This is a genomic window from Microcoleus sp. Pol17C6 (assembly GCF_036701145.1).
Classification (GTDB): domain Bacteria; phylum Cyanobacteriota; class Cyanobacteriia; order Cyanobacteriales; family Microcoleaceae; genus Microcoleus.
The window spans coordinates 1-12522 of sequence record NZ_JAUBQH010000018.1 but is presented as its reverse complement, the minus strand read 5'-3'; the positions used below and the strand labels follow the sequence as shown (position 1 = coordinate 12522).

Genomic DNA, 12522 nt, shown 5'->3' with positions numbered 1-12522 from the left:
TGCCATTTTTGGGCTTGTGAAATATAGCCTAACAAACATGATCAATAATATTAATCAAAGCGCGGTTGAAATCGGATAAGGCAACTTCCGACAGAGCGCTCGCACTTTCATACTCAATATAAATTATTATATTGAAGTGGCCAGCAGACTGCTGTGATCAAGGAATTGCTACAAGCTTAAGAAGCAGTTTTCAGCATCGCCCTGGCTTCCTCAATATTTTCGGCAACCAATTTGCCAGACTCGATAAAGGCTGCTCTTTCGGTATCGCTGAGTTCGAGTTCGACTACTTGTTCGACTCCCTGAGATCCCAAGCGGCAGGGAACTCCTAAAAAGATATCTTGCACACCGTATTCGCCGTGCAAATAAACGCAGCAAGGCAATAGTCGCGACTGATTAAATAAAATAGATTCTACCATCAAACAGGCAGAAGATGCGGGTGCAAAATAAGCACTACTAATCTTCATCAATTCGACAATTTCTGCGCCGCCGTGGCGAGTCCGCTGTACGATTCGATCGATCGCCCCAGCATCCATAAGTTGATTGATGGGAATACCGTTGACAGTGGAATAGCGAGGCAAAGGAACCATCAAATCGCCATGAGAACCGATGACAGTTGCATTGATTTCAGCAATTGAAACGCCCAATTCCATGGCAATAAAAGTTTCAAAGCGGGCGGAGTCGAGAACTCCCCCCATCCCCATGACTCGGTGTTTGGGCAAATCCGCAGCTTCCCAAGCTAAATAAGTCATGATATCTAGGGGATTGGTGATGACGATTAAGATTGCTTCGGGAGAATGCTCGATCGCCTGTTTTGAGGCTTCGGTGACAATTCGAGCATTGATTTTAATTAAATCTTCCCGATTGATACCGGGTTTGCGTGGCACTCCGGCGGCAATTACGATGATATTTGAGTTGGCCGTATCTGTATAATCATTTGTACCGACAATTTGGCGATCGTGGCGTTCCACTCCCCTAGCTTCCATCAAATCCAAAGCAACGCCCTGCGGCCAACCCTCCACAATATCTAGCAATACTACATCTGCCAGATTTTTCTCAGCAATTCGCTGGGCTAACGTACTGCCGACTTTGCCTGCACCAATAATTGATACGCGGTTTGATGGAGAATTCATTGGGTTTTAGGTTTTAGATTTTAGATTTTAGATTTTAGATTTTAGCAATCAGCTTAATTGGGGAAAGGTGCGCGGTGTGCACCCTTCGCTAAATTAAGAACAGTGATGTTTAGTTTTGGTGAGTTACTTAAAATCTTCGAGTTGGTCTACCCGCAGCCAAATATTGGGGGTGGGTACTTTGCCAAATTTGACGAAGGCATAGTCGCCGCGAACATCCATCACTTCGCCCTTTGTTTCAAATATATACGAGGAAAAGCGCTGGTCGCTGGCTTTGGCTTCTAGACTGTTTTCCAATTTTTCGCGTACAGCGCGAACTATACTGCCTTTCTTGATTGCCATAACTTGCTTTGTTTAGTTTAAAAAACTATACAAATTTTAATCTAGATTTGGCTGGAAAGGACTTCTTCTTTCTTCTGACATCTGGCACCATTCTCGCTTAACAGGATTTCCGGCCTGTTCCACAATAGTTCAATATTCTTGGGCGCTGGCTGTCCCGCCCGCCCCTGAAAACCTTATTGACAAGGGTACAAGATATCAGTTCTTCCTTCTTCCTTCTTTCCTCTCCCGCCTTCTTCCGTCTTATTCCTTCTTCCTTCTTCCTGACATCCGTTACATCCGTCGAGCGAATCCGTTGCCGAACTTCCTTCTGCTTATTGCTGACACGCGGGGCAAAAATGAGTCGATCGCCCTGCTAATTTTATACGTTCGATGGTTGTGGAGCAAGTGCGACAGGGTTGACCGGCGCGATTGTACACCCAAGCGACGCCGCCGTAGTTGCCGTTGACACCTTGGACGTTGAGAAAATTGCTAAAAGTGGTGCCCCCGGATTCGATCGCCTTCTGTAAAACTTGAATAATAGCTGTATGGATGCGCCCAATTTGCTCTGCGGTCAAATCCGCGCACAGAGTTGTGGGCATCACTCCCGACAAAAACAAAGTTTCGTCTGCGTAAATATTGCCCAAACCAGCTATCAGTGCCTGGTCTAGCAAAGCTGTTTTTATGGGTCGCGCCCGCCGGTGCAGCTTGCGGGCCAAATATTCTGTTGTAAACTCCTCGGAAAACGGTTCGGGGCCTAAGAGTTTCAGACCGATTACTGTGCTGGAAATCTCGGTTTCTGCGGGCACGTACCACATTTGCCCGAAGGTGCGCTGGTCTACAAACCGCAATTCTTGGTTCCCTTCAAAGAATAGCCGCACTCGCGCGTGTTTTTGCAGGGGTTCGGCTCGGTTCACCCACAGCAGTTGCCCGGTCATCCGCAGATGAACGCCCAACCAGCCGGCTTTTGAAGGAAGGAGGAAGGAAGAAGGAAGAGGGGAAGAGCTTGGAGTTTGAGCCCTAAATTCTCCCCCTTTCCCTTTCTCTCTTTCTCCTTCTGGGAATTGAGATAGTTCTGCCAGGAGGTATTTGCCGCGTCTGTACCAGCGGGCGATCGACTTTCCTTTGAGTTTCGTCAAAAAATCGGTCGCAGAGATTGAGCGGGCGATCGTGCTGTTTAGCAACACGTCCCCGTCCAAAATTTCTTGATCGAGGGTTGCTTGATTCAAACCCCGGCAAATAGTTTCAACTTCTGGCAGTTCTGGCACAATTAGCGTTGTTCTGTTCCTTGACCTTGAGGCGAACCTTCGACGGTGCCGGGCACTTCGGCGCCCGGTTTGCTGTCCGTCGAAGTTTTCGGCTGCGAGGGGGCTCCTCCGCTGCCGGTTTTCCGAGTTTTCTCGTCGAGCGTGGTTTGTTTGCCGCCGGAAGCTACAGCAGTCGCTGTTTTCGCTTTTGCTTTGGGTGCTGCCACTTCCACTAATTCGCTTTCGGCGTAGTTGTTGGTGTTGACGCCTGCATAATTTACGGTGTTAAAGCGAACGATAACTGGGTATTTAATGCCGCTTTGGTCTACCGTAGCAACGGTGCCCACTTCTTGATACCAGTAGGATTCTTTGCGGAGAATCCGGACTGTTGAACCGCGTTGAACCATGAGCTTTTTTTCCTTTGCGATGAATAAACGGATCAAGCCATTTTTTTTACTCTAGTCGATCGCGCGGCGCATTTAAAGTCTGCAACGAATTTTTTACCTTCCGCGCCGTTTTTTGTCTGCTTTTTGTAAAGAAAAGTAAATACTTTGGTAGGGCGATCGCTACCGTTGCAAAATAAATAAACTCACATTATCCGTCAAATAAAAGCAGTGCGAGCGAGTTGAAAAAAAACTTTACAAATAGTTGTGAATTGCTACAGTTAAAAGTTCTGCGAAATTCTGATAAGTAATGACTGAACCTCACGCAACAGTAATACTCGCGATCAGCGCTGACGGTAAAATAGCAGATGCAGTACGATCGCCCGCGAGATTCGGTTCTGCCAACGACAAAGCCCACCTCGAACAGCAAGTAGCAGCAAGCGACGCCGTTTTGTTCGGCAACGGCACGTTACAGGCTTATGGGACGACGAAGAGAGTGATTTCGCCGGAATTGCTCAAACAGAGGGAACTGCAAGGGAAGCTCCCACAACCGGTGCAAATTGTGTGTTCGCGATCGTCCCAATTTGACCCAAACTTGCGATTTTTCCAGCAACCGGTACCTCGCTGGCTGCTGACGGGGCAAGACAGTAGGGAAACGGCATTGCCATCTCCCTACCCGATGACAAACAGTAAGTTCGATCGAATTATCTATGCGAAAACCGCAGGTGGACAGATTGATTGGATTGATGCGTTTCAACAGCTAGCAAGCTTCGGTATCAAACGCTTGGCGATTCTGGGAGGGGGAAAACTCGTAGCGTCTGTGCTGGCTGCAGGCTTGGTAGACGAACTGTGGCTGACGGTGTGCCCGTTAATTTTGGGCGGGGCGGATGCACCGACACCAGTGGAGGGAGAGGGTTTTTTGGCAGATTTAGCTCCAAAATTGGAGCTTTTGACGGTTAAACAGGTGGGACAAGAGGTATTTTTGCATTATCGGGTCGATCGAACTAACTGAAGCTCAAACGTAATCGGAGACTAGGGTTTGACGATTAAGCCCTCCGATCCCCCCTAGCCCCCCTTAAGAAGGGGGGAACCGGAGGCGATCAAAGTCCCCCTTCTTAAGGGGGATTTAGGGGGATCGGGTTTTGGACAAAAGCGAGATTTGTCAGGTTTCAAGGTTCAGTTGACACCAGTTGCCATTCAGCTTTCCCAGCGATCGAAGAATTGTATTAACTTAAATGAAGTTCGATCGCTCTACGCTCAAATCTCCCTATGCTGAAACAGCCAAAACCTGAATATTCTGTAGCCTGGATTAGCAAAATAGGCGAAATCCCGCAAGCGTCGTGGGATGCCTTGGCGATGCCACTAAAAACTCCATTTCTGGAATGGGATTGGCTGAACAATCTCGAAGTATCGGGCAGTGCAACAGGTAAAACCGGTTGGCTACCGCATCACTTAACAGTCTGGCGAGACAAACAGTTGATTGCTTGCGCGCCACTTTATGTCAAAAGTCACAGTTACGGGGAATTTGTATTCGATAATCAGTGGGCGGATTTAGCCCAACGTTTGGGTGTTCACTATTATCCCAAATTGATGGGAATGACGCCGTTTACTCCGGCTGAAGGCTATCGGTTTTTGATTGCCGAGGGGGAAGATGAAGACGAGTTAACGGCAGTAATGGTAAGCGCGATCGACCATTTTTGCGATCGCCACAATATCTCCGGCTGCAATTTCCTTTATGTCGATCCCGAATGGCGGCAGCGCATGGAACGCCACGGTTTCAGCAGTTGGCTGCACCACAGTTATATTTGGCAAAATCAAGGCTATCAAAATTTTGACAATTATTTAGGCGCATTTAATGCCAACCAGCGCCGCAATATCAAACGCGAACGCAAAGCAGTCGATCAAGCTGGTTTGTTGATAAAAACGCTGACGGGCGATGAAATTCCCCAAGCCATGTTTGCTCAAATGTATGCTTTTTATGAGAATACTTGCGACAAATTTGGTTGGTGGGGAAGCAAGTATCTGACTAAGCGATTTTTTGAACAGTTGCACCACAATTATCGCGATCGAGTTTTATTTGTAGCCGCCTACGACAAGGAAGATGACAGACAGCCTGTGGGTATGTCTTTTTGTTTGTATAAGGGCGATCGACTGTACGGGCGTTATTGGGGAAGTTTGCAGGAAATCGACTGCTTGCACTTCGATGCTTGTTACTATACGCCGATCGAATGGGCGATCGATCGGGGCATCCAAAGCTTCGATCCGGGTGCCGGCGGGCGGCACAAAAAACGGCGCGGCTTTCCAGCTACGCCAAATTATAGTTTGCACCGATTTTATAACAACCGTCTGGCCCAAATTCTCAAGTCTTATATCGGTCAAATTAACGAAAGAGAACAGCAAGAAATTGATGCAGTAAACGAGGATTTACCTTTTACTAAGTTACCTCCTTTGTTACTCGGCGAGTGACGGTTGACTGGGAATTTGGAATTGGAAATTGGGAATTAGTAACAGCCCATCGGTGTCAACATAATACTAAAACCCTGTGTATATCTCGTTTGTATCGAAGTTTCGATACCCCTAAATCCCCCTTAAGAAGCGGGACTTTGAAGGCTCTTTCCCCTTTATTAATGGGAGTTAGATGGGAGGTAAGAATAGTCTTGTCCCCCCCCTTATTAAGAGGGGTTAGGGGGGATCGCAACTAAACTATAAACGATATTTATTATGGATTTGAGTCTTAAGTTGACACGAATGGTAACAGTCAACAGTCAACAGTTAAACTAATTCAAAATTACCTTGCCATCTTCCTGAATTTGCAACGATTTTGTATCAGCGTCCAACTCAGTTGTCGCGCCGAAACTGACTTGCAACATTCCCGGCATCGCGGTTGCTTGGGGGCGAACTAGCACCAATCCGCCGTCTGGGCGCTGATAAGTGAGGGTGATTGGCACTTTGAGGGCTTGAAGCAAAATTTCAGATTGTTCGCCCAGAGTGCGCGGCTGGGTCACGCCTACGATTTGATAATTGATGACAGCATTGGTGGTATTCACCAGTTTAATTACTATCATGCCTTCGGCAGGCGTAACTCGCGCACTGGGCATGGGGAAGCGGGCAGGCGCGTCTGTTGGTGTAGAGGGCATCCCGCTGAGGCCCGGACTCGCAGCCGGAGTTGGTTCGCTGACGGGCTCTTCAGTGGCTGCGGGAGTCTCTGCGGGTTGGGAAACGGGTTTTCCTTGTTGGGGCGGGGGGCCGCCGGCTTGGGAAAGTGTTGCGAGACTAACGAGTAAACCCCCGCAGGTGGCTGCTAGCAAGCTGATTTTTTTTAACGGTAGATTGTGGCGAAACATAAATAACTCCTCACAAGTTCGATCGAGGTTTTCCAACAAAGTTCATGTTAATCTATGCGGGAATTGAATTTTAATAGCTTGGTTTGGGCCCAAGGTAGAAAGAATCAGGCTTGAGGGGTAAATTTTGTGATTAACCTTTCGAGGGCGTACAGGAAGAGGGGAAGAGAGGAAGTTTAAAGGCGGATTTGTGTCCGAAGAAAAAAACGAAGCAATCTCCGGGGCTATTTTTCATCGTTTCTGCTTAAGTCCTGTTTTTTTTATTAACCGCAGAGGGCGCTGAGGGCACAGAGGAAGAGGGGAAGAGGGGATTTTTAGACGCGAGATGCTTCGGATTTGTGGGCGGGGAGGGTGACGGTAACGGCTGTACCTCGATCGACTTGGCTGTCAATGCGGATTTGGCCACGGTGATTTTCGACAATTGCCTTGGCGATGGCTAATCCCAAACCGGAACCAGCGGCGCTGCGGTGGGTTCGGGCGGGATCTGCGCGGTAGAATCGATCGAACAAATGCGGCAGGGCTTCTGCGGAAATTCCGATGCCGGTGTCTGTTACTTTTATTTGCAGCGCTGGATTTAAGATCGGCGAATTTCTTTTGTGTTTACCTGCGAGTTGCAATTCTACTTCAATTTGACCGCCAGAGGGCGTGTACTGCACGGCGTTGCTGACGAGATTGGTAAACAGTCGGGCTAGTTGATCCCAGTCGCCCAACAGTGTAAAGTTGTCCTCAGCGTTGGGCAGATCGACAATTTCCAAAGAAAGAGAGAGATTTTGGGTTGTGGCGATCGCCTGTTGTTCTTCAATTACCTCCATCAGCAAAGCATCGAGGGGAACTTCAATCCACTGCTGTTGCACGATACCGCTGTCTTGTCTGGCTAAAAACAGCAAATCGTCCACCAAGCGCCCCAAACGGCGGGTAAGGCGTTCGATAACTTGTAGCTGTTGATGTTGCTGAGGTTCGATATCCGGTTCCGCCAAAGCTACTTGGACGTTAGTTTGAATAGTGGCGATCGGATTTCTGAGTTCGTGAGAAGCATCAGCAGTAAACTGTTTGAGACGCTGATAAGATTCCCGCACAGGTTTCATAGCCAATCCCGACAGCAGCCAGCCAATAGTCGCCACGCAAATTAGAGTTAAACTCGCGCCCAAAATCAAATCGAGAATTAATTGGCGGATGGGTTTTGTCACTTCAAACCAAGGATGGCTAACTCGCAAATATCCCAGAACTTGGCGGCCGATTTGTACTCGCTGCGTTACTTGTCTGAGGGAATAGTTTTGAGTTGTCCGAATGCTAATTGGTTTGGTAGAAACGCGATTTGTATTTTGTGCGATCGACTTTTCACTACCTAAATTTAGATTTTCCTGCCCACCTGCATTCAAACCGCCATCAAAATCTCTTCTTTCTCCCCTCTGCGCCCTCTGCGTCTCTGCGGTTAAATCCCTCTTCCCTCTACCCATTAAATCCGTGACATCCCGTACATGGCCTGTTGCCAAACTTTTTTCGACCTGATTTGTACCCTCAAACTGCAACTTATTATTAATTATCCAAACTGTTTCACCGGTGCGGTTAGCATGAATGGGAATATTCAGGGGTTCCGATAAAGTAGACCACAGCAATTCGCCCGTAGGACTGAACCATTCTAAATCAATGTGGTCGTCTTCTACAGCATCGGTGCTATCTCGAAAACTGGCTTGAATATTAACTTGCAATTTATTTTTTTTATCGTGGGTATTAGGCAAACTTAGCGGCTCTATAACGAGAGTTCGCTCTATTACTTCTACAACATGATTGAGGGTGTCATCAATGCGATCGATCAAAGTAGTGCGGACGTAGAAATAGAAACCCGTGGCAAATACAAGTAACAATACAGCAGTAACGGCAGTGTACCAAATAGCGAGGCGGCGGCGGGTAGCTTGAAACATATTGCGAAGGAAGTTCGGCAACGAATTGTGTAATAGATTCAACAGATTTAACCGATTTAATAACTATAACCTTCTTCTATTATTTTCTTCTCTTCTTCTCTTCCTGCGTGTTCTTTGCGCCTTCCCGGTTCTTAAAAAAAGCCTTGCTCGCAAAATATTCCAAAAAACTCTAACAACTTTCCATTTTTGATACTTCAGGCAGATGTGGAGGTAGCTGTCAGTGTAGTAGTCTAATCGCGAAACTTTTTAGGTAAAAGCCTGTGAACAAATTTTTATTTCGAGCCGCGATCGGACTATTAATGGCATTTTTTGGGGCAATTACCTATTTTACAAACGACGTACAAAATCCCGTAACAGGAGAGAGACAGCGGGTGCAGCTTTCTCCCCGCCAGGAGATAGTTTTGGGATTGCAGGCGCGAGATCAAATGGCAGCCAAGCACGGGGGGCTTTATCCCAGCCAAAGTATTCAGCAGTATATCGATCAAGTAGGAGCACGAGTTGTCAACGGTTCGGCGGCGAAACAAGCAGGTTATCCGTTTGAATTCCACCTGCTGCGAGATGCCCAAACTGTCAATGCTTTTGCTTTACCGGGGGGACAAGTTTTCATTACTGCGGGGCTGCTGCGCCGGCTAAATTCCGAGGCTCAGTTGGCCGCTATACTAGGGCACGAAAGCGGTCACGTTGTCGCCCGCCACGGTGCGGAACACTTGGCAAAACAGCAGTTGGGCAGGGCTTTGGTAACGGCGGTTGGGGTGGCTACTAGCGACGATCGCGGGGGTGGTCAGCAGGCAGCATTAATTGCTCAAGCTGTCAATCAAGTTGTCGGTTTGCGGTACGGTAGGTCTGACGAACTTGAGAGCGATCAGCTCGGTTTTCGGTTTATGACGGAAGCGGGTTACGATCCTAGAGGAATTGTTGAGGTAATGCAAATCCTCGGTGCTGCTAGGAAGGGCGAAGCGCCGCCGGAGTTTTTGAGTTCTCACCCCAACCCTGAAAACCGAGTTCAAAAGTTGCAAGCTTTAATCGCGCAAAATTACCCTAACGGCGTTCCAGCTAATTTGGTGTCTGGACGCGAGGAGTTTGCTAAGAATTTGTCTGGCGGTTAGCAATAATTGCATAGGGCTTTACAAAAGTTATTACTAAAGGCGGATCTAAGTTCGGCTGGGAGTTGGCACGATCGACTTAATGAGCGATCGAGCAATTGGAAAGTTGAAAACCATGATTCAATCTTGGATGATTATCGGCGGCGTGACTTTCTCAGTCGCGTTCGGTACTCTGTTTTTTAAACTGCGCGATATTAACTGGGCAGTCAAACTTGAAAGACCGGATTGGATGTTTTTTGAGCCTGCTATTCCGTTAATTTGGACGGTGATTTTTGCTTGCGGGGCCGGCAGCGCTACTTTCGTGTGGGAACAGGAGCCAGGGAGCATTAAAACATGGTTGTTGATGGCTTTGTACTTGCTTTTAGAAATTGTCACAGTTGCTTATATTCCCGCTACTCTCAGAGCCAAAAGTCTCAAAGTAGGGACAATTTTGGGAGGGGCTGGCGAGATTTTGGGAGTTGTGCTGGCGTTGGCTGTTTTGCCGATTTCTCAAAGCGCCGCTTTGTTACTTTTGCCTTACGCGATTTGGGGTGCGATCGGCACTTATACTACTTGGGAAATGATTCAGTTAAACCCAGAAGCTGCATAAATATTCGGTGATATTCGGCGCACCCTACAGACTATAACCCTCTTCTCTTCTCTCCCTTTGTGTCCTTAGCGTCTTCGCGGTTCGTTAAAAAAAACATTGTTAATAATAGCAAATCCGTGCTAGCGGGTTAACCCACCCGAAAAAGTGAGGAAATCCGCTTAACAGTGTGTGGGTATTTGATGAGAAAATAGATGAATAAAACAGCGTTAAATCAAAGGATGACAGTTATCAATGGCCATTAAAGACCAGCCCCAAGCACCTCGTTTTCGACAAATTAGCAATGTCTTGTTATTGCTCTCAAGTTTGTTTTTGCTGGCAAACATCTTTTTACCCAATTTGTTCGGCCCCCAAATTCCGCAAGTGCCTTACAGCTTGTTCGTCCATCAAGTACAAGAACAAGATGTAGTCAGAGCTTCAGTAGGTCAAAATGAAATTCGCTACCAACTCAAAGGCGAAGGTGACAAACCCGGTCAAGTGCTGTCAACTACGCCAATTTTTGACCTGGAACTGCCTAAACTTTTGCAAGAAAAAGGCGTTGAATTTGCGGCAACTCCGCCGGCTAAAAATGGCTGGATCGGCAGTGTTTTAAGCTGGGTGGTTCCGCCGCTGATTTTTGTGGCGATTTTTCAATTTTTTATGAACAGACAGGGTGGCGGACCGCAGGGTGCGCTGTCGCTCGGCAAAAGCAAGGCTAAGGTCTATGTAGAAGGCGAATCGGCTAAAATTACTTTTGCTGATGTGGCTGGAGTAGAAGAAGCTAAAACTGAATTAGTCGAAGTTGTTGAATTCCTGAAAACTCCTGACAGGTTTACGGCAATTGGCGCGCGAATTCCGAAAGGCGTGCTGTTAGTCGGGCCTCCGGGAACTGGCAAAACGCTGCTAGCAAAAGCAGTGGCTGGTGAAGCTGGCGTGCCGTTTTTTAGCATATCGGGTTCGGAGTTTGTGGAACTGTTTGTAGGTGTTGGTTCTGCAAGAGTTAGAGATTTATTCGAGCAGGCTAAGAAACAGGCTCCTTGTATTATTTTCATTGATGAATTGGACGCGATCGGCAAATCTCGTAGCAGTAACGCTAGCTTCGGTGGGAATGATGAACGCGAACAAACTCTCAATCAATTATTAACTGAAATGGATGGTTTTGCGGCGGGCAATACTACGGTAATTGTGCTGGCTGCAACTAACCGCCCGGAAAGTTTGGATGCTGCTTTGTTGCGCCCTGGTCGTTTCGATCGCCAAGTTTTAGTCGATCGTCCGGATTTATCCGGCCGCGAAGCAATTTTGAACATTCACTCTCAAAAAGTGAAGTTGGGCCCGGATATTGACTTGAAGGCGGTCGCCACTCGCACCCCCGGTTTTTCGGGCGCAGATTTGGCAAATTTGGTCAATGAAGCTGCCTTGCTAGCTGCTCGCAACAAGCGCCTAACTGTAGCTCAGGAAGACTTTTATGAGGCGTTTGAGCGCGTTGTCGCTGGCTTGGAAAAGAAAAGCCGGGTGCTCAACGAAAAAGAGAAAAAGATTGTGGCTTACCACGAAGTCGGCCACGCGATGGTGGGTGCTGCGATGACTGGCGGCGGCGAAGTGTCAAAAATCTCGATCGTCCCGCGCGGTATGGCTGCACTGGGTTACACGTTGCAAGTACCGACTGAAGACCGTTTCTTGTTGGATGAATCGGAACTGCGCGGTCAAATTGCGACTTTGTTGGGCGGGCGATCGGCTGAGGAAGTCGTGTTTGGTAGCATTACTACTGGCGCTTCAAATGACTTGCAAAGGGCGACGGATTTAGCTGAACGGATGGTGACAACTTACGGGATGAGTAAGGTTTTGGGGCCTCTAGCTTACGATCGAGGTCAACAATCAATGTTCCTCAACGACGGTATGGGAAATGCCCGCCGTGCAGTAAGTGCTCAGACTGCTGAGGCGATCGACCAAGAAGTGAAGGAAATTGTCGAAACTGCACATCAGCAAGCTTTGGATATTCTGAAAGCAAATCGAGAATTGTTGGAAACAATTACGCAGAAACTGTTGGAAACTGAGGTGGTGGAAGGTGACGCGCTTCGCGAATTCCTCCGTCAAGTGCGGCCTTTAGATAAAGTCGCGGCTTGAGGTTAATAGGGTTTAATTAAACCGCAAATGAACGCAGATGATTCCAAATCATCTGCGTTTTGCGATCGCACTCCACGATGAGCCGACTGAAACAGACAACGGCAAACGGACAAACCCGCGTTTGTGCGATCGCAAGTAATCGTATTAAGGGAGAGCAATCACAGGGCGCTCTCCCTTCGCACCAAATACCTTCTGACTGCCATTACAGTATAATTGGTGAATATGACATAGTAAAAATTGTACAGAAATCATGACTACTATCGAGCTACAGATTTTTCAAACTGTCGTCAAGATGCCAGAATCTCTCAAACAAGAGATAAGCTGATACGCAGCTAGATTGTATAATATAAATATAAAATAAGCGCTCATTAGTTAGAATGTATGCCAGCCAA

Annotated in this window: 11 protein-coding genes; 5 read left to right on the top strand and 6 right to left on the bottom strand. The window is 47.5% G+C overall.

Annotated elements, in window-relative coordinates; all coding sequences use genetic code 11:
- Positions 1-176: 176 nt before the first annotated feature.
- The 4 genes from mdh to QUA25_RS11380 all read right to left on the bottom strand — a co-directional run bounded on the left by mdh (position 177) and on the right by QUA25_RS11380 (position 3099).
- On the bottom strand, positions 177-1130 hold the full coding sequence (mdh, locus tag QUA25_RS11395) for a malate dehydrogenase (RefSeq protein WP_333037686.1): 954 nt from the start codon (positions 1128-1130) through the stop codon (positions 177-179).
- 123 nt (positions 1131-1253) lie between these two features.
- Positions 1254-1469, bottom strand: coding sequence for an NAD(P)H-quinone oxidoreductase subunit O (locus tag QUA25_RS11390; RefSeq protein WP_015178120.1), 216 nt, complete (start codon positions 1467-1469; stop codon positions 1254-1256).
- 311 nt (positions 1470-1780) lie between these two features.
- Positions 1781-2713 (bottom strand): DNA-formamidopyrimidine glycosylase, encoded by a 933-nt coding sequence (locus QUA25_RS11385; RefSeq protein ID WP_333037685.1) that lies wholly within the window; start codon positions 2711-2713, stop codon positions 1781-1783.
- Between the two features lie 2 nt (positions 2714-2715).
- Positions 2716-3099, bottom strand: a complete 384-nt coding sequence (locus QUA25_RS11380) for a photosystem I reaction center subunit IV (protein ID WP_333037683.1) — start codon at positions 3097-3099, stop codon at positions 2716-2718.
- Positions 3100-3385: 286 nt separating this feature from the next.
- Between QUA25_RS11380 and QUA25_RS11375 the strand changes: the two genes are divergently transcribed.
- Positions 3386-4087 carry a dihydrofolate reductase family protein gene (locus QUA25_RS11375; protein WP_333037682.1) on the top strand — a complete coding sequence of 234 codons (702 nt, stop codon included), beginning with the start codon at positions 3386-3388 and terminating at the stop codon, positions 4085-4087.
- 257 nt (positions 4088-4344) lie between these two features.
- Positions 4345-5541 (top strand): GNAT family N-acetyltransferase, encoded by a 1197-nt coding sequence (locus QUA25_RS11370; RefSeq protein WP_333037680.1) that lies wholly within the window; start codon positions 4345-4347, stop codon positions 5539-5541.
- A gap of 311 nt (positions 5542-5852) precedes the next feature.
- Here the strand turns inward: QUA25_RS11370 and QUA25_RS11365 are convergent, their stop codons facing one another.
- Both QUA25_RS11365 and QUA25_RS11360 read right to left on the bottom strand, forming a co-directional pair.
- Complete coding sequence (locus tag QUA25_RS11365; RefSeq protein WP_333037677.1) at positions 5853-6419, bottom strand: hypothetical protein; 567 nt, start codon at positions 6417-6419, stop codon at positions 5853-5855.
- 311 nt (positions 6420-6730) lie between these two features.
- Positions 6731-8338: a HAMP domain-containing sensor histidine kinase gene (locus tag QUA25_RS11360; RefSeq protein ID WP_333037676.1), complete on the bottom strand. Its 1608-nt coding sequence runs from the start codon at positions 8336-8338 to the stop codon at positions 6731-6733.
- A 260-nt stretch (positions 8339-8598) separates the two neighbouring features.
- Between QUA25_RS11360 and QUA25_RS11355 the strand changes: the two genes are divergently transcribed.
- From QUA25_RS11355 to ftsH4, 3 genes are all read left to right on the top strand, one after another.
- On the top strand, positions 8599-9444 hold the full coding sequence (locus tag QUA25_RS11355) for a M48 family metalloprotease (RefSeq protein WP_333037674.1): 846 nt from the start codon (positions 8599-8601) through the stop codon (positions 9442-9444).
- 112 nt (positions 9445-9556) lie between these two features.
- Complete coding sequence (locus tag QUA25_RS11350) at positions 9557-10030, top strand: tryptophan-rich sensory protein (RefSeq protein ID WP_333037671.1); 474 nt, start codon at positions 9557-9559, stop codon at positions 10028-10030.
- Between the two features lie 231 nt (positions 10031-10261).
- Entirely contained in the window at positions 10262-12130 is a 1869-nt protein-coding gene (gene ftsH4, locus QUA25_RS11345; RefSeq protein WP_333037668.1) for an ATP-dependent zinc metalloprotease FtsH4, read from the top strand.
- Positions 12131-12522 lie beyond the last annotated feature (392 nt).